General features: G+C 56.4%; 16 protein-coding genes. 1 reads left to right on the forward strand and 15 read right to left on the reverse strand.

Going from position 1 to position 17249, the window contains the following annotated elements; all coding sequences use genetic code 11:
• Positions 1–5: 5 nt before the first annotated feature.
• From OSH09_RS00780 to OSH09_RS00845, 14 genes are all read right to left on the reverse strand, one after another.
• Entirely contained in the window at positions 6–2537 is a 2532-nt protein-coding gene (locus OSH09_RS00780) for a TonB-dependent siderophore receptor (RefSeq protein ID WP_266119826.1), read from the reverse strand.
• Positions 2538–2798: 261 nt separating this feature from the next.
• Positions 2799–3794: a FecR family protein gene (locus tag OSH09_RS00785; protein ID WP_266119827.1), complete on the reverse strand. Its 996-nt coding sequence runs from the start codon at positions 3792–3794 to the stop codon at positions 2799–2801.
• An 84-nt stretch (positions 3795–3878) separates the two neighbouring features.
• A complete protein-coding gene (locus OSH09_RS00790) occupies positions 3879–4385 on the reverse strand; it encodes a sigma-70 family RNA polymerase sigma factor (RefSeq protein ID WP_266119828.1) in 507 nt (168 codons plus the stop codon).
• Positions 4386–4591: 206 nt separating this feature from the next.
• Entirely contained in the window at positions 4592–5464 is an 873-nt protein-coding gene (locus OSH09_RS00795) for a DUF3325 domain-containing protein (protein ID WP_266119829.1), read from the reverse strand.
• Positions 5461–5757 (reverse strand): DUF3649 domain-containing protein, encoded by a 297-nt coding sequence (locus OSH09_RS00800; RefSeq protein WP_266119830.1) that lies wholly within the window; start codon positions 5755–5757, stop codon positions 5461–5463. The genes OSH09_RS00795 and OSH09_RS00800 overlap by 4 nt, the downstream gene beginning before the upstream one ends.
• Entirely contained in the window at positions 5754–7412 is a 1659-nt protein-coding gene (locus OSH09_RS00805) for a PepSY-associated TM helix domain-containing protein (RefSeq protein ID WP_266119831.1), read from the reverse strand. Before OSH09_RS00805 ends, OSH09_RS00800 begins: the two co-directional genes overlap by 4 nt.
• A gap of 392 nt (positions 7413–7804) precedes the next feature.
• Complete coding sequence (locus tag OSH09_RS00810; RefSeq protein WP_207873850.1) at positions 7805–9166, reverse strand: SLC13 family permease; 1362 nt, start codon at positions 9164–9166, stop codon at positions 7805–7807.
• A gap of 298 nt (positions 9167–9464) precedes the next feature.
• A complete protein-coding gene (locus tag OSH09_RS00815) occupies positions 9465–9947 on the reverse strand; it encodes a cysteine hydrolase family protein (protein ID WP_266119832.1) in 483 nt (160 codons plus the stop codon).
• Positions 9948–10043: 96 nt separating this feature from the next.
• Entirely contained in the window at positions 10044–11048 is a 1005-nt protein-coding gene (locus OSH09_RS00820; protein ID WP_266119833.1) for a YeeE/YedE family protein, read from the reverse strand.
• A 36-nt stretch (positions 11049–11084) separates the two neighbouring features.
• The gene (locus OSH09_RS00825; protein ID WP_266119834.1) at positions 11085–12380 is read right to left on the reverse strand and encodes an NAD(P)/FAD-dependent oxidoreductase; all 1296 of its coding nucleotides are present in this window, start codon (positions 12378–12380) and stop codon (positions 11085–11087) included.
• Between the two features lie 2 nt (positions 12381–12382).
• Positions 12383–12739, reverse strand: coding sequence for a c-type cytochrome (locus OSH09_RS00830; RefSeq protein WP_207873853.1), 357 nt, complete (start codon positions 12737–12739; stop codon positions 12383–12385).
• 162 nt (positions 12740–12901) lie between these two features.
• On the reverse strand, positions 12902–13228 hold the full coding sequence (soxZ, locus tag OSH09_RS00835) for a thiosulfate oxidation carrier complex protein SoxZ (protein WP_266119835.1): 327 nt from the start codon (positions 13226–13228) through the stop codon (positions 12902–12904).
• Positions 13229–13241: 13 nt separating this feature from the next.
• Positions 13242–13745, reverse strand: a complete 504-nt coding sequence (locus tag OSH09_RS00840) for a thiosulfate oxidation carrier protein SoxY (protein WP_266119836.1) — start codon at positions 13743–13745, stop codon at positions 13242–13244.
• The gene (locus OSH09_RS00845) at positions 13732–15060 is read right to left on the reverse strand and encodes an FAD-dependent oxidoreductase (RefSeq protein WP_266119837.1); all 1329 of its coding nucleotides are present in this window, start codon (positions 15058–15060) and stop codon (positions 13732–13734) included. The genes OSH09_RS00840 and OSH09_RS00845 overlap by 14 nt, the downstream gene beginning before the upstream one ends.
• A 395-nt stretch (positions 15061–15455) precedes the next feature.
• Between OSH09_RS00845 and OSH09_RS00850 the strand changes: the two genes are divergently transcribed.
• Positions 15456–15665 (forward strand): cold-shock protein, encoded by a 210-nt coding sequence (locus OSH09_RS00850; RefSeq protein ID WP_109089477.1) that lies wholly within the window; start codon positions 15456–15458, stop codon positions 15663–15665.
• A gap of 221 nt (positions 15666–15886) precedes the next feature.
• Here OSH09_RS00850 and OSH09_RS00855 read toward each other — a convergent pair whose 3' ends face one another.
• Positions 15887–17248: an ATP-binding protein gene (locus OSH09_RS00855; RefSeq protein ID WP_266119838.1), complete on the reverse strand. Its 1362-nt coding sequence runs from the start codon at positions 17246–17248 to the stop codon at positions 15887–15889.
• Position 17249 lies beyond the last annotated feature (1 nt).

Raw genomic sequence — 17249 nt, forward strand, 5'->3', positions numbered from 1 at the left:
CATGGTTAGTAGGCCGCTCGTATGGACAGAAGCACGTTTCTCGGCGCTCCGTAATAGTTGTTTTTGCCGTTTTCCCCCAGCCCCGCGTAATACCGTTTGTCGAATAGGTTGTTGACATTGAGGGTTGCACTAAGTGATTTGCTAAGGTCATAGCGCACACTGGCATTGACAACGGTATAGCCACCTTGGCGGGAGTTATAGGGGGCTGAGGCGAAGTTGCCATTGCCCACATCGACGAATGCTTCTCCACTGACTGAGCTGCGGCTTTGTACGATTAGGCCAGCACCTAGCGTCCATCTCTCGTTTACCTGAGGCAAACGATAAGTCGTCCAAATTTTGAACAGATGGCTTGGAGTGTTTTTGGCGTATCTCTGCCCGGTTTGCTTGTTTCTATTATGGTTATAGGTATAGCCGGCATATATTTGCCAGTTCGGGTAGAGTTCGCCATTCAATTCAAGATCTATCCCTTCGCTGAGGACGTTGCCTTGTTCCACATAGCAGCAGGAGCTGCCATTGTCGGGGTTGGCGTTGTTCGGATAGCGTCCATCTGCGGCGGCCTCGCCCTTGCGTTGGGTGTAGTAGAGTGCAGCGGCGGAGTTTAGTTTGCCATCAAGATGTGTACCCTTTAAGCCCCATTCATAGGTGCGCCCTGTGATAGGGTTTAACGGCTTGCCCGGTAATGGGCCTGCAAGAAATCCTGCCTGGGGCTTGTAGATTTCTGCGTAGCTCAGGTAGGTGCTCCAGTCCGGATTGAGGTCATATATCAGAGATCCAAACAAGGTCACGACGCCATTGTCGACAAAGCGCCGTTGATCAACCCAGTTGGTGCTGCCATTTTCGGTAATACCTGAGCGGTTCAGAAAGTATTTGTAGTTGCTGTAGCGAACCCCTCCGATTACATGGAGTGGATCCGATACCGATATCTTCAGGCGTGCATAAGCGCCACTGCGCTCCTCGCCGTATTCCGGGAAATTGGTGTAGGCCGTTCCGGGGCCAAAAGTGGGTGTATTGGGCTCGGGCCAGTAGGCCTGGGCCAGACGGGCCAGATTAACGGTGCCTCCCCCGGTCAAAGGAGCGCTTTTAGCCTGGGCTTGGTGCTTGCTGTAATCTGCCCCGATGAGCCAGTCATGCGATCTTTCCAGCAGAGTGAAGTTTCCTGACAGATTGGCATCAAGCTGGTTTTGGTAGCCCTCAGTACGAAAGTACGCGCCTGTATATGTCAGGCCGTCCAGGGTAAGTGGATCGATCGCCCCATTTAAATAGCCAGTCTTGCTGTTGTAGTGCTGTGCTGAATGGGTGGCGCTCAGTACAAACTTCCAGTCGTTCTCGAAGCGGTGGGTCAAATCCCCAAACACCTCCCAGCTTTCATGGTTTTTTCGACTCCAATCGGTTGCCAGGCTCGTGCTGCGCGGTAAGCCAATATCTTCGCCCGTGTTGTAGCGTGGCAAGCCGAAATACCACGGTACTTCCTGACGTTTCTCGTGGCTGCCTCCCAGCATAAGTGTGGTGCGTGAGCTCAGATCGGTCTCCAGGACGCCGTAGATGGTATGCCCCGAGGCTTTGCTCGTATCAAAAAAGTAGTCGCGAGTATCCGTGGCAGCCACAAGGCGAGCTCGGATTTTGCCGGTCTGGTCGATAGGGGTGCTGATGTCTGCCATCAGGCGGGCCGTATTCCAGCTTCCTGCAGAGGCGTTTGCTTGCAGACGAAGGTAGTCCGTGGGGCGCTTGCGGGCCAGGCTAATGGTTCCGCCTGGCTCACCTGCACCGGTGTACAGACCGTCGGCACCGCGTAGTATCTCGATACGCTCGTATTTGACCAGGTCGGGGTCGGCGATGAAGTCGTTCCTGCCCAAAGCGGCGATCGCTCCTCCATCGATCCGAATATCGCTTATCTGAAAGCCGCGCGAATAATACTTTCCGCCTATGGAGTCTTCATGTTGCACCACAGTGACACCGACCGCATTATTCATTGCATCGGACAGGTTACTCATTCCGCGGTCCTCAATTTGCTGGGCGGTAATGACTGTGACCGATTGCGGTATTTCTTTTAGGGATTGTTTATCTTTGTACAGACTGGTCCCTGTTGCGGCGTAGGAACCCGAGTCTTCCGTCACAAGGTCCCGGTGCCCAGTTACTTGAACGGGGTCCAGTTGTCTGGTCTCAAGGTTTTTCCACAGATCTACGTTATTACCGCGGCGTGTGTATTGAATCCCTGTGCCCCTCAGTAGGTGACGAAGTGCATCCTCGGCTGTCAGGGTATCGTTGAGGGGTTGGGTATGTAAGTCCCGCACCAAGTCTGAGGTATAGATAAACCGTAATGTGGTTTGTTGTCCCAGTTGCAGTAGCGCGTTATCGAGCGAGCTGGCAGGGATCGTGATGTGTATTGCGGTGCTCTGGGCCTGTGCGGTGAGGGGGGGAACAAACGAAATAACGCTAGTAAGTAAAACGAGACTTCTTGCGTTGGTAATCGAAAAACATTGAGCTATATAGCGCCGGGCAGCTTGTACCCGGTACGGCAAAGAAGTCTTGTGCTTCACGAAATGTCCTCAGGCATGAAGAGTAGAGCGCGTGATGCGCTAACTGTTTGGCGAAAGGAACATTGCAGTCTTGCTATTGAATGTGAGCCCTTCAATTAGTAAGACGGGCTGTGCAGATAAAAACCTGACTGGCTAACTCAGATTAAATTGTAAAAAAGAATTATTCGTATTTTTGTGTCTGTGCTGGGGATGGATCCGATGAGTGCGTGAAAGCCGTTCAGTTTCGATTCCCGTTTGATCCAGATGCTTGGATTATCAGGCTTAGCGCTGTAGTCCCAGGTTCGTGCCACCATCCGCGCGTGGGGATAGGGTTATTGCCACCTGTTTTTGCAAGGACTGAAGAAAGCCATCGGCATCTTCGATACTGAAAACGCCGCTTATCGGTATGCGTTTCAGAGCTTTGTCTTGAAGGTGCAAGGGATGCGTTAAGTAGCGGTTCATTTCCTGTACCACCTGCTCCAAGGCTTGCCCCTGAAAGACAAGCCGTCCGTGTTGCCATGCTGTCAGTGCTGTAACGGAGGCTGCCTGAACATTGAACGGGGCGCCCGGAGAGAAGCGGGCCAACATCCCCGAAGCGAGATCAGCTTGTTGTCTGTTCCACCAGGGCCCTGACTGCAGATGGACGGAGCCGGATTCGACTGCGACGGCGGTATGCTGGCTTTCGTGACGCACCGAGAATACTGTACCTGTAACGCGCACATCTACTGTGCCAGCGTGAACCAGAAATGGGCGGGCGGAATTCTTGGTCACCGTGAAGAGGGCCTCACCAGTCAGCAGCTCAACTTCACGGCGGGTTGCGTAATACCGTATCCGTACTTCGGTATCGACATTCAGCAGAATGCTTGAGCCATCAGGTAGGTCTGCCTGCCTTTGCTCACCGCGAGTGGTGAGATAGTGTAGTTCCTGCTCAGGTTGCTCTGAGTCCTTTGCGTAAAGTAGAGCTGTGCTGACTGCTGCCACAGCACACAAGGCGCTGGTGCCAAGCAGAAAACGGCGTTTTGAGTCTGAAGGGGAGGTTTTCTTGAAAGGATGGGGTTCGGTCATCAATGCTTGCAGGTCCGTATTGGACAGCATGCTGGTGGCTTGCCAGATCTCACTAAGTGCTTGATATTCCTTTTCATTATTTGGGCTGGCTTGACGCCAGTGCTGAAATGCTTCGTGCTCGGCCCTGGTCAAATTACCGGAATGAATGCGTGCAAACCAGTACGAGGCGGCTGCGCGTGGCTGGTTCGGGAACGTCAGATATTCAGTCTTCATAATGGGGCCTGGGCCGATGGAGGAAGGGCGATCAAATTTTTTCTCCTCCATCTGAGAGGGCGTACTAGGTGGAAAAACACGGGCCTATTGTGATGCATATTTTTGCATGCGCTCGCGCAAATGCCGCGCGGCACGGATCATGTGTTTTTCCACCATATTGACGGAAATACCCAATTGTTGCGCAATCTCTTGTTGGCTATAGCCTTCCAGCTTATGTAACAGGAAGACTTGCCTGCCTCGTAAGGGAAGTTCGGCCAGTGCCGTCTTGAGCGATTCGAGTAATTGTGTGGTGCGTACCTGAGAATCCGGATCGGTCAGGGCGGGGTGTAATTCTTCCTTTAACTCGTGCAAAGGAACGATGTCCATGAGACGGGTTCGCCTGTGTTGATCAATCAGGCGGTTACGCACGCTTTGGTGCAGATAAGCCTTGGGGTTCAACATCGTGCTGGCATTGCTCTCGAGCAGATGGAGCATGGCATCGTGGGTGGCATCTTCGGCGTCTTGCCGACTATCCGCCCGGCGTGCCCATGAGCCAATGAGCTCGCTGTAAAAAGTGAGCCATGGTTTCTTTGGAGCAGACCGGTCAGACATGTGGGGGGCGAGGACAGGAGGGATAGAGTAACTCTGCAATAATAGCAATGATTCTTATTTGCAGTTTTTGTTTTCTATGCTGGTGTTGCTTTTCAGATTGTTTTGCATGTTTGCAATAGCCGTCGGCTTAATTTGGATTTTGGGATACCCAAAGCCCGTCCGGCAGGCGCGACGTCCTGATCACTCAAGGCCGCAGAGCGCTTTTCTTAAAGGTTTTTCTGAATAAAAGCCGCTGTTGCAGGCGACACCTGGTGGAAGTCAAAAGCCTGGTGATAGAGTTCGCCGTTCTTGGCCTCTACCGTTAACCACAACTGATGCTCCAATTCACTGTCATGCGGGATGGTAATGTCGACTGCGCGTGTCCAACGTACGCCGCCAAAGGCCTGCCGGGGTGAGGGCTTGCTGTCCGGTTTGCGAATTTGCAGGTAGGCGCTGCGTATGGCGGTATCGCAGCTTTCACAAAACCGAATCTGGAAGCTCTTGGTGTGGTGAGGGCCGGTGCCGGAGAGGACGGGGGCGTGCTCATTGGTTTCGGCCAGGACAAAGGGCCACGGGCCAATCTGGCCTTGCAGGGCATCCGCCCGAAAGATGGGGGCGGGTCCCAGTTGGGCCAGGTAAATGGCAAAGGCGGCAGGGATTGCCAGCAAGCTGCTAGCAAAAATCAGATTGCGTGGGGCGAGGCTGAATGGTGCTTTGGCTGCTGAGGGGACCGTTTCCTGGGGAGTGGGGCTTGGCTCTGCTGCTCCCGCTTTGGCAACAGGAGCAGGGCGAGCCCGTACCGGCTTTTTCTCTTGCCAAGGCCACCAAGGTAGATAGAAGGTCAAGCCTGCGCCTGCCACGGTGAGCCAGCCCAACCAGGACACCACGCCCATGCTGGCGCCCCAGCCTTGTATGCACAGTACGAGCGCCAGCACCAGCAAAGGCCAGCCCAGGACACGAAAGAGCAGGCGTTCGCGTTGGGAGGGTGTGTGGTGCAGCAGAAACTCGCCTTGTCGATCACTGGCCAGCGCCAGGCAGATAAAGCCCGCCAGGCTGTTGATAAAAACGGCCAGATTCAGCCATAAACTGGTGTTGATCATGACACGGCTCCCGCAGGGATCAGCAAGAAGCTCAGCAAGGCGATCAAGGCGGTCGGTAATACCATGCCCACCCAGGCCCGGGTGGCGCTTCTGGTGCTGAACACCCACATCACTGCGATGGTGTACCAGACAAAGCTCAGCATATTGGTGGCTAGCACGGCCTGACCTTTAGGCAGGGGCCAGAGCAAGGTCAGCAAGACTGTCGCGGCAGAAGCCAGGGCGTAGCCGCCGATCGTGGCCGCCACAATGCGCGACAGCACTTGAAGGCGATAGTTTGCAGTCAGTCTACTCACGAGTTCACTCCTGCGGTTTGCAAACGGGCTGGTGCAGTGGCTTTTTGCTGCAGGCTGGCAATGTGCCATTTGCGTTTCATTTTGATGGCGATGTAGGCAAAGGTGGCGGCCAGTCCCAGCATGGTCAGGTCAAAGCCTGCCAAACCCCAGTCGCCGTAGGGCAAGGTGATGCCCAGGTGACGATCGGTAGTCAGCATGTTCAGAACGGGGATCAGGGCATAGGCGGCGGTCGTTAGCCACAGCAGTTCCAGCCAGGCACGTTTCAAAGGACGCCAGCTTGCGAACAGGAAGGACCAGCCCCAGACCAGAAAGAGTGCATGAAACTCCCAGGCAGCGCGGTCGGCCATGGTGACGGGCAAGAGGCGGTTGGCCCAGAAGTAGGCGGCCAGACCCAGCGGTAAACCTGCCAGTGTTCCGGCATTCAGGATCTCGATCAGACGCAGGCCAGCCGCATCAAAGCGCTCGGCTACGCTTAGCGTGCTGGCCTTGGCCATACGTTTTTGATGCTGGGTACGTCGTTTGACAGTCCAGAGCACCAGGCCCGTTCCGATCACGGCGCAGCCTAACAGGCCAGAAATAAAGTACAGCCAGCGCATCCACCATTCGGCAAACACGCCTTCATGCAAAGCCAGTAAAACGCGGTGGGTATCCCCGGTCAGATTGCTCGTGTCTTCCGGTTCCATGGCGCTACCGTCGATAGCGTTAAAGCGCAGCGTTTCAGCACGGGTCCAGTACACGCCTGTGACGCCGGTGCGGCGCAGCTCGACATAGGCCTGGCTGTCTTGCGGATGCGTAATCTGGATCGAGGCAATGCTGTTCTTGCCCCATTGCTGCTCGGCGCTTTGCATCATCTCGCTCAGTGAGGCTTGGGGCAGGAACACCGGCAGGAAAGCGCGGTTCTGAAAGCGAATATCCTGGAAGTAGGCTTGTCGGCCCGCTTCTGTGGCGCCATACATCACGTCCCGCCCGGCAGGCATATAGATGGACATGAAAAAGATCAGGCCCGTGTAGGTAATCATCAGGAAAAAGGGCAGGGACATCACGCTGACAATATTGTGTGCGTCCAGCCAGGAACGCTGCCCCTTGCCGGGTCTGAAGGTAAAGAAATCGGTAAAGATTTTCTTGTGCGTGACGACCCCTGTGATCACGGCCAGCAGCATCAGCATGGTGCAGATCCCGACCAGCCAGATGGCAACGGGATAAGGCATGTAATGCAAGGCATAGTGCATGCGATACAGACCGGTGCCGCCAGCGGTCGTGCGAGGTTCGACCTCGGGCAGAATCTGGCCGGTGGTCGGGTCGAGGTTTTCACCCCCGCGACGTCCGCGTTGACCCGGTTGAGGCAGTTCTTCCCAGGCAATCGACAGACCCTGTGTAGCTCGTGGATTCAGGGCTTGATGGGGCAGGGTGATCGTCCAGGCCTTAGCTTCGGGCGCATGCGCTTGAAGCTGCGTCAGGGCCTGATCCAGCATGTGGCTGGACTGCTCGGGCAAGACTTGCGCGGGCAAAGGGCGCTCGGGCTCCATCCAGCGGGTGATCTCATCATCCACATAACCGGCTGTGCCAGTGACAAAGACAAAAAACAGGATCCAGCCCACCACCAGACCGACCCAAGTATGCAGCCATGCCATACATTGGCGAAATGACTCTTTCACGCTGACGCGCCTCCTACTTCAACACCGTCTCCGGGTGCTGGATTGATGACCATAAAACCGAGAAAAGCCGTGCTTGTCTGGCAGCGATGGGTGGCAGATTGAGTCCGCCATTCTTGTAAGCTGCACTCATCACGCAACTCTCGCTTTTCAGGAAACGAGTAGCGGGTGATAGAGAGGAAAAGAGGGCATCAGGCTTGAACGACCGCGGAATAATAGCAATCATTCTCATTTCGGTGTGGAAATATTCTCGGTTTCAAGGCTTTCTACAGAATTTAATGCGGCGCCATAGCTGTTTTGGCGTTTTGCATAGGGGGGCCAGGCATTCCTCAGCAAACCGGCCCCGGATACTGAGGCATCCGGGGCCGGTTTATACGCTGCTCGATCAGGTGCGTTTAGAGCACTACAAACAGCAGCCAGACGACGACCGGAGCAATAACGGTGACAGCAGCGCCGTACAACAGAAGTTGACGGAAGAAGGCATCACGCGAGACACCTTGCGCGTTAGCCAGCACCAATGCGCCATTGGTGGAGAAGGGGCTGACGTCCACAATGGTGGAGGACACCGCCATGGCTGCAATAAAGCCCACGGGACCCACGCCGCCATCGCCTTGCAAAAAGGGCACAGCCAGCGGAATCAGCGACCCCAGCACTGCCGTGGAAGACGCAAAGGCGGAGACCACAGCACCGACAAAGAGCAGAAGCAAGGCCGCCATCAAGGGAGAGGTCAACTGGGCAACGCTATGACCGACAAAATCAATTGTGCCCATGGATTCCATCACCCCGACATAGGTGCTGACACCCACAATCAGCATGATCTCGGGCCAGGATACTTGTCCGAGGGCACGCTTTTGCAGATTGGGAGCCATCAGGGTCAGGATCAGACCAATGGTGATGGACGTAAAGCCAATGTCCTGTTTGAAGAACAAGGTCAAAACGGCCAGCACGAACAGCCCTATCAAGGTGACAACCCGATACCAGTGCGGAGCTTCGCTTCCGCCATTACCGGCTTCCACCAGGGCATCAGGGCTTTTCTGGGCGGTTTTGCGTTCTTCGCCGAAGGCTTCGGCTTCTGCATCGCCAAACACTTGTGGGCCGCCTGAACCGTGGGCCACGCGAGCGACCTTGACGTCCGCGGAGCTTAAATCCACTTTCTGACGCATCAGCTTCAAGCCGCCCATCCAGATGAACAGCAAGATGGACACCGCCAGGTTGATGCTCAGGCTGGCCATCATGGTGGCCATTTCATTCAAGGGCAAACCGGCGGCGCTGACCACGCGGTTGGTAATGCCGCCATAAATGCTGATCGGGGAAAAGCCGCCGCCTTGTGCGCCATGAATCACCAGCAAGCCCATCAACAGGGGGTTGATGCCGTACTGGCGGGCAAAGCCCAAGGCGATGGGAGCAATAATGGCGACAGCGGCCGGGCTGACGGCACCGACAGAGGTCAGAGCAGCCGTGATGAAAAACATGATCCAGGGAATAGCGGCAATGCGTCCGCGTACTGCCCGTACGGACATGCTGACCAGCCAGTTGATGGTGCCGTTGTTCTGGGCCAGGGCGAACAAGTAGGTGATACCGGCCAATGTCAGAAACAGGTCAGCCGGAAAGCCGCCCATGATTTCTTTGGCGCCCATGCCTGCAACCAGTGTCCCTACTAAAAAAGCGCCTACGAAGGCAATCAGCCCCATATTGATGGGCAGGGCGGTTGCCAGCACAAACATGCCTCCTAATACGGCAATGGATAGCCAATGCATATGTCTCGTCTCCTTGTAGTTGAACCTTTTGCAGGTTTCTGGAGACGACCATATCAGCGGCGACATAGGGCTATCAATAAAGCTTATGGCTGAATGATTACGTTAAACGTAATGATTAGTCAGGGACGGTATGGTTGAATTTTCAACTAGCACGCTCTTGTACCTGCATGGAGAAGGCGCGGCTTTTAGAAAGTGGGATAGCAGGAGTCGGGAATCGGGTGAGGGGCGTTGTGGCTGGGGTAGACAGAAGGGGCTGAGCAGGTGGGTGCGAGGGACACAGGCTATAAAAGCGAGCTGTTTATGACTGGTTCAGTTCCGCAATCAGTTCGCTGCTGTGGATCGTGCGCCCGAAGTGATGTTTCCAGAGCTTGATGCCCAACTCGCCGGAGCGATCCAGAGACGAGCCCACGGTCAGGTCCGTAATCAAGGTGGGGTGTAGCCCTGCATCAAACAAGGCAAAGCCTGCAGCCAGCACGCAGGTGTCAGTTTGAATGCCGCAGACCAGAATGCGATCAGCCTGGCATTGCTGCAGATACTCCATCGCAGCCGGGCTGGGCGCGTAGCCGTGTTTGATGAAGATTTGTTTGGCATTCACCAGACAGCGATCGCTGCGCGGCGGGTTCCAGCCTAGCTGGCTGGAAAAGGGCGTTTGAGACTCATCGTGCAGTTCGATCAGGGCCGCGCAGGGCAGGCGGGTGCTCAAGGCGTTAATGCCTTCAATCAGCCACGGGGGCGGTGAAAAGCAGCTTTGCACATCGACAACTAGCAGGATCTGTCGCATCGCGAGGGTCTCGATAAGCACGTCTCAGGACTGCCGAACAGAGCTTGTTTGAGCAGCCTGAGGAGTGAAAATTCAAGCCCTTATTGAAACACGGAGTCAGGCTGTTGGGCGGGTCCAGGTCAGACGGGAGCCGACGATAATACCCAGCACCGCCAGCAAGGAGGTCGCCGAGAGTGTAGACAAACCGCTTAAGCCCTGGCCTATGGTGCAGCCCAGAGCCAGCACGCCGCCCACTCCCATCAAGATTCCACCTGCGATAGAACGCAGCATCTGGCGGGGAGATTCAAAGCCTTCCAGCTTCCAGCGACGGCGCAGCAGAGCGCTGAGCAAAGAACCCAGTAACACACCAGCCACAATCAGGATGGTGAAACGGGGGCTCATGCCAGTGGAGATCATGGCGTATTGAATGCTTTCGCCAATGGGCGCGACAAAGCTGAGGGAACTGACGGGCAAAGGCTCGAAAGGATCATCGCCCAGCCAGCCGGTGGTCAGCCAGCCTGCCACAATCAGCAGTCCTACAAATGCTCCAGCCAGCAGATCATTCAGGCGCTGGCCGTCTTGTCGGCGCAGCAAGGCAAAAGCGATCAAGGCGGCCACGATCACGGCAATGACGATAGAACGGATAGTGCCTGCAGCCAGCGTGACGGCGGGCACAGTCACGCTGCTGGCTTGGGCGATGCTCATGCGCAGCGGGGCCAGCAGGCCCGTCAAGGTGATATAGGCTGCAATCCCCAAGCAAAGCAGGACGACAAAGGAGCGCAAATTGCCTTGCCCCAACAAGACCAGGGCGCGTGCGCCGCAGCCGTTTGCCAGGGTCATGCCTGCCCCAAACAGCACACCGCCCACAGGCACCCATAGCCAGGAGAAAGTGGGGTTCAGGTACAGGACGTGATCCAGGCTGATCAGGCCATAGCCTGCCGCCAGTTGTGTCCCGGCCAAGGCCACGGCCAGCGCCAGGGCAAAACCCTGGAGCTTGTAGCCGCTGCGCCCGGACCAGCGCTCGGTCAAACCACGATAAAAGCAAAAACCACTGAGCTGGCCGCAGATGCCAAAGAGCAGGCCAATGGCCAAGCTGACCCACAGTACAAGTTCTGTATTCATCATGTGCGCTGGATGTTAGGACCGGGTTATGAACACTTAGCCTTTGGTGCCCCAGATGTCGCGGCTGATCGCGGCATACCAGGCTTCGCCGTACTGGGCTTCCTGCTTGCGGAAGGCCGGGCTGGCTTCTTTGGGGCTGACCCCGCCGGATGCTTCTGCCAGCTTGTCGTCTGCAAAGGCATACAAATGCCCCACAGAAATCCCGTAGTCGGGGGCGATCAGACTGTAGCAGGTATTGCTCAAGGTGGCTTGTGGCGAGGGCTTGCCGCTGAGCGCATTGATAATGGACGCTGCGGCCAGCTTGGCCTGCGTGTTGGCCGAGAAACCCGACTTGGGCATGGGCGAGGCAATCGTGGCATCGCCCACCACGTAGATGTCCTTGACCTGCTCGGACTCGAAGGTGTGCGGGTCAATAGGCACCCAGCCGCTGGCGTTGGTGACACCTGCCTGTTCGGCAATCGCCCCGGCTTTTTGTGGCGGGATCACGTTCAGTACATCGGCCTTGTGGATTTCGCCAAACTCGGTTTCCACGCTCAGTTTGGCCGCATCCACGCGGGTGACTTTGCCGTCTTTCGAGAAGGGCACCCATTCGATCATGTCGCCATAGACTTGCTTCCAGCCGTCCTGGAACAGGCCTTGTTTGGAGAAGTTGTCCTTGGCATCCAGAATCAGAATCTTGGATTTAGGTTTGTTTTGCTTGAAGTAGTGGGCCACCATGCTGGCGCGCTCGTAGGGGCCGGGCGGGCAGCGGAAGGGGTTTTCAGGAGCCACCATAATGAAGGTGCCGCCATTGGGCATGGCGTCCAACTGGCTTTTCAACAAGCGGGTTTGGTCGCCCGCTTTCCAGGCATGCGGAGCCAGCAAGGAGGCCGCCTCATCGTAGCCTTCCAGTGTGTTCCAACGAAAATCAATACCGGGCGAGAGCAGCAGCTTGTCGTAAGACAGCTTCTGGCCCTTGGCCAAAGTCAGGGTTTTGGCCTGGGAATCAACAGCGGAGGCCAGATCGTGAATCACATCAATACCGGCTGCGCGCAAATCCTCGAAACCGTGGCCTTGCTGCTCAAAGCGGCGCAAACCAGCCAGATACAAATTGGTGAAGGGGCAGGTGTAGAAGGTAGTGGCCGGTTCGATCAAAGTCACTTTCAGGGACGGATCGCCACGCTTCAGATAGCGAGCGGCGGTGGCGCCACCAAAGCCGCCACCGACCACAATCACATGGGCAGAACTGCTGCGTGCATAGACGGGCAGGGTGCTCAAGGCCAAACCGGCGACACCGGTTTTACCGACACGGCTCAGCCATTGGCGACGGGAGGAGTTTAAGGGTGTGCTCATTCTTAACGTCCTTCCGCAGCGCTGCGAGGGGTGGAGGAAACTTCAGAGAAATAACGGGCCAGGGCTTCCAGATCCGCGTCCTGGTAGCCTTTGACCAGGCGATTCATGATGGTGGTGCCAGCCGGTGGCTTGTCGGATGCAAAAGCACGCAGTTGTTCCAGCAAGGTGGCTTCAGGGCGGCCAGCCAGGGAGGGGATCAGGGTCGTGGAACGCCCATCGGGGCCGTGACAGTTCGCACAGGAGCTGGCCACCGTTTTGATATCCAGTGTGCTGGAACTGGCCCAGACCGGGGCAGCGGCACTGCTGGCCGCCAACAGGGCAGGGGCAATAAGGAGACGACCTACCAGAGAGAGGGACATGGGCATTCTTCTTGTCAATGTGCATCGTTGTAGGAAAGGACGCCAAGCGTAGCATTCCCCTTACGCCCCCCCTGTATGACTATATAGAACGCTGTTATGAACTCAGCGCCCGGGGTGGGCGCTGAAGAGGGGGGAATGGGCGATGATGGCAGGCGGCGTGAATCAGCCGCTGATCGTCAGCTCCGTCTGGCCCTGGATGACGCTGCCCTGATCGTCTGTCCAGCTCATTTCCAGAGCCCCGGATTGCCGCGCGACAAAGGTGAATTCGATGTAGGGGTTTTGGGAAATCGCGGTTTCCGGCTGCCAGTTGAACAAGGGCTCGCCGTTAAAGGTGGCTTTAAAGTCGTTGATGATGTTGCGCGGAACCGCCTGGCCTTCTTTATTCAAGCGCAGGCCGCTTTCCATGCGGTGCTCGATCAGGGCGCGCACGCGCACAATATCGCCTGCTTTGGGTTTGGCATTGCTGATCCAGATACGTGGTTTGCTCATGAGTGCCCCTTGTTTACATGCCGCAGCCGCCAGCGGTCACGGTAATGTGATGCTGGGCGCTCAGGACGCGGCCATCGCTCAAGCGAGCCAGGGCGCGGATGGTTTGGGTTTCGATCAGACGCAGGCGTACGGCTACTTCCGTGGTGCCTGCCAGCGCGGTGAAGCTGAAGCGGCAAGCCAGCGGGTGTGGGTTGCCCTGGGCCAGAATGATCAGCTCCTGGCAATAGACATCGTTGCTTAGCGGGGTATCCAGTACTACTTTCACCGGCACGGCAGCAGGGTTGTCGCCTAATGCGGGCATATCCAGTTTCAGGCCTTTTTCTTGTGGTGTGGCTCCTTTCAGGAACTCGTCCACAATGGCCTGCACCTGGGCCGCGGTGGCCGGTTTCAGAAGCTGGTCAAAGGCCACTTGCGCATGCAGATTGATGGGTAGCCAAGCGGCACCAAGTCCCGCTGCACTGCCCAGCAAAAGCTGGCGGCGGCGGACAAAGCGAGAGGGAAGTTTAGAGGAAGTCATTGAAACGGCTCTGGATCCACTGGAAGTCTTCTTGAACAAGGTCGGGGGTGCGTACATCCATATCAATCTGCGTTTGCAGAACTTTGCCGCTTGCATCCAGCTCGTATTCAAACTTGACCGAGATTTCTTCTTGCGGATCCCCGTTGACCATCATGTAGCACAGGTTGTCGGGCAGCACGGGCACCACTTCCTTGCCCGCGATGCGTTCGGCCAGATTCTGGGAAACAATCTTGGCAACGGCGTGCGCCACGTGGGCGCTCTTGGGGTAGTGGCCGAACTGGTCGGAAATAAAGCCCATGGAGTCCCCCACCACATAGACATTGTCGTCGTCGCGGGCGGTGAACAGACGCGGATCAATATTGGCCCAGCCGGTCGGTTTGCCGTCGGGGCCGGTGCCGACCAAACCGGCATTCCAGACCATATCGGCTGCTTGATGGGGCGGCATCAGCACGGCGTCGTCAAAATCAAAGTCGCCTGCGGTGGTCTTGATGTGTTTCTTGAATGGATCAACTTCGCGTACACGGGCATTGGGCACGTGGGTGATGATGTCCGGGTACAGCTCCTGGAAGGCGGCCCGGTAGCCTTCGCCAATGGGGGCGATGGTGGGCTTGGGATCCAGAATAATAATCTTGCCTGGAATCTTGTTGGACTTGATATGCCAGGCCATCAGACAGGCGCGCTCATAGGGCGAGGGCGGGCAACGATGAGGCGGTGGCGGCAGTGTCATGACAATCGTGCCGCCCTTGAAGGCTTTGAGCTTGTTCTTCAGAGCGAACATCTCGGCATTCGGGATGTAGGCATTGGGGAAGTGCTGGCGGGTGTATTCAGCCGCGTACGTGTCATTCCCGAACCAGGCGTCGTAGGCGTTACGTATGCCGCCTGACAGGATCAGGTAGTCGTAGCTCAAGGTGCCCTGGGTTGTGCGTACGGTTTTTTTGTCTCGCTCGATGGCCGTGACTTCGGCGTGCACCAGGTTGTAGCCATACTTGATGGCGGGTGCCAGCATGTCGTGGTTCAGGAAATCGGTGTTGACGATATCAATCAGCCACTTGTTGCTCATGGGCCCGGACCAGAACGTGGGATTGCGCTCGATCAGGACCACTTGTGCTTGCGGGACCAGCTTGGACAGATATTTGGCGGCTGTCATCCCGCCCCAGCCGCCACCGCAAATCACAATGCGCGGCCCCTTGGTGTGGGGCGGCAGGATCTGGCTGGTATTGGTGATGATGGCAGGGGCAGAAAGGCTGGCGGAGGGGAGAACCAGGGTTCCCAGTGCGGCGGCTGGCGTGGCCAGCATGAAGCTTCTACGATTCATTTTTATGCTCCTCGTGATCATGACATGACACACGTCAATCAGGATTAGTAGCCCGCTTAGTGCGAGCCAGTATAGCCAAGAGTGCTTGAACTGCGTGGGGATTTTTATATTCGACTGGGGGTTCAAGAATAGCGCGGGGCGCCAGTGCGGGCTGCCCGCTGAAGGGAATGTGAGCTAGCCAGGAAGTGAACCAGCACCGAGATTCTTGTATGCAGGTGCAAAGGTCTTGATGGTGCGATGAAAAGTGGAAAAAGCCCCAAAGTGGTTCAGGAAACAACAGAAATGCCTTATTTTCGGGATTAAAAAGTAACGAAGCTATCTTTGTAGGCCTAATCAGAGGATAGTGCTGAAAGGGGAAATTATTTCCCTGATTATTATTACATTTAGGACTTATTTTGAAGACAGAAATTGGTATTGTGAAGTGGTTCAACAGCGAAAAAGGCTTCGGATTCATCGTGCCGGAGAACGGCGGCAAGGATCTCTTCGCACACCACAGTGAAATTCAAGGAACCGGGTTCAAAACTCTGGAAGAGAACCAACGTGTTTCCTTCGTGGAAGGTGCGGGTCAAAAAGGCCCATGCGCAACCAAGATTCAAATTCTTTGATGATTGGCTTGCCTGATTAGGCAAGCGCAGCGTCAAACTGAAAAGGCCGGACCCTTTATGGGATCTGGCCTTTTTTTATGGCTTTTTTCAGCGTGAATATGCCTGGATCTGATAGGAGGCAGGTTACGCAGCGCGGAGGCGTTTCGTCTTTGGACTGATTGGCAATCCGCAATCCGCAATCAGTGCACTGTGTACAAGGCACTGTGCTGACGGTGGGGCAATTAGTTGTACGGCGGTGTGGCTGTACCGATAGGAACAGTCAGACGTGCTTCCAGCCCCCCGCTTTGGCGATTGAGTAGTTCCAGTGTCCCGCCATGCTGGGTCGCGATGGCGTTCACAATAGACAAGCCCAGCCCATAACCCGCCTGCTGCTGCGAGCCGCGCCAAAAGCGGTTCATGGCCAGATCGCGCTCGCGTTCACTTAAGCCGGGGCCGTGGTCCAGCACGCTGATACGTAAAAAGCCCGGTTCATCCGCCTCAATACGCAGGCTGATCGGTTGTACGGCCTGGGTGTAGCGCAAGGCATTATCAATCAGGTTTTGCACGGCGACAGTCAGCAGGGATTTCTCGATCCGCACTGGGCCGGGCTTGCTGCGTATATCCAGAGTGATCTGGTCGATGGTGTCGCCGTAGATGGCTTTGAGCGCATGCAGGGCGGCGTACACGGCCTCATCGGCCTGGCTGCTTTCCATACTGGCGCTTTGGCCGTCCAGACGGGCCAGTTCCAGCAGTCGTTGCAGAATATTTTGCAGTTGCTGCACACCTTGATCTGCCTGGCTCAAGGCGGTATCCAGCGTATTGCGCTCGCCGGGTCGCTTTGCGGCCAGATGGGCGACTTGAATATGGGTTTTGATCCCCGTAAGCGGGGTGCGTAGCTCGTGGGCTGCACTATCGGTAAAGCGGCGCTCGCGCATGATGGCGGCTTGCTGGCGCTCCAGCAGTTCCTCTATGGTGCGCAGCAAGGGCTGCAGTTCAACCGGCGCTTTGACTTTGGGCAGGGGGCTATCGTCACCGGGGCGGCGGCGGGACAGCAAATCCCGAATCCGTTCCAGCGGGGCCAGACCGTGCGTAATCCCTACCCATAGCAGCAGCAAGCTGCCAAACAGGGCCACCACAAAGGGCAGGCCTGCCGAGATCATGATTCCCCGCACCAGCGATTCGCGGATTTCGATGCTGTCCGCAGCGGCAATTTGAATATGACCTTCGCGCAAGACAAAGGTGCGCCAGCGCTTGCCACCATGCATATGAGTGCCAAAGCCCAGGGCCACTTGTGACATATCCGGGCTGCCAGCCGTCCGGCTGACGGCCTGAATTTCTACTTCACTGCGTACCACGCTGATTTCGCAGGCCACCCCATCACGGGCAATGATGTCCAAAGGCCGCTCGGCCGATTGGGCCAGCTCCTGCAAATTCGGAAATTGGGCCACCAGCCCGGCCACCATACGGGCTGACGCCGCCAAGCGGCTGTCCAGCGCTTCACGTAAGGACTGGCGTGCATCCATCAGCATCCAGGTAGCGACTGCGCTCCACAGCACAGTCAGGGAAATGCCGATAATCAGCAGCAGTCTAAGGCGTAAGCTCATG

The organism is Alcaligenes parafaecalis (assembly GCF_026344135.1).
Taxonomy (GTDB): Bacteria; Pseudomonadota; Gammaproteobacteria; order Burkholderiales; family Burkholderiaceae_B; genus Alcaligenes; species Alcaligenes parafaecalis.

Coding starts and splice junctions, on each gene's coding strand:
- OSH09_RS00785 (WP_266119827.1), bottom strand. CDS start 3,794: ATGAAGACTGAATATCTGACGTTCCCGAACCAGCCACGCGCAGCCGCC.
- OSH09_RS00790 (WP_266119828.1), bottom strand. CDS start 4,385: ATGTCTGACCGGTCTGCTCCAAAGAAACCATGGCTCACTTTTTACAGC.
- OSH09_RS00795 (WP_266119829.1), bottom strand. CDS start 5,464: ATGATCAACACCAGTTTATGGCTGAATCTGGCCGTTTTTATCAACAGC.
- OSH09_RS00810 (WP_207873850.1), bottom strand. CDS start 9,166: ATGCATTGGCTATCCATTGCCGTATTAGGAGGCATGTTTGTGCTGGCA.
- OSH09_RS00815 (WP_266119832.1), bottom strand. CDS start 9,947: ATGCGACAGATCCTGCTAGTTGTCGATGTGCAAAGCTGCTTTTCACCG.
- OSH09_RS00820 (WP_266119833.1), bottom strand. CDS start 11,048: ATGAATACAGAACTTGTACTGTGGGTCAGCTTGGCCATTGGCCTGCTC.
- OSH09_RS00825 (WP_266119834.1), bottom strand. CDS start 12,380: ATGAGCACACCCTTAAACTCCTCCCGTCGCCAATGGCTGAGCCGTGTC.
- OSH09_RS00830 (WP_207873853.1), bottom strand. CDS start 12,739: ATGTCCCTCTCTCTGGTAGGTCGTCTCCTTATTGCCCCTGCCCTGTTG.
- soxZ (WP_266119835.1), bottom strand. CDS start 13,228: ATGAGCAAACCACGTATCTGGATCAGCAATGCCAAACCCAAAGCAGGC.
- OSH09_RS00840 (WP_266119836.1), bottom strand. CDS start 13,745: ATGACTTCCTCTAAACTTCCCTCTCGCTTTGTCCGCCGCCGCCAGCTT.
- OSH09_RS00845 (WP_266119837.1), bottom strand. CDS start 15,060: ATGAATCGTAGAAGCTTCATGCTGGCCACGCCAGCCGCCGCACTGGGA.
- OSH09_RS00855 (WP_266119838.1), bottom strand. CDS start 17,248: ATGAGCTTACGCCTTAGACTGCTGCTGATTATCGGCATTTCCCTGACT.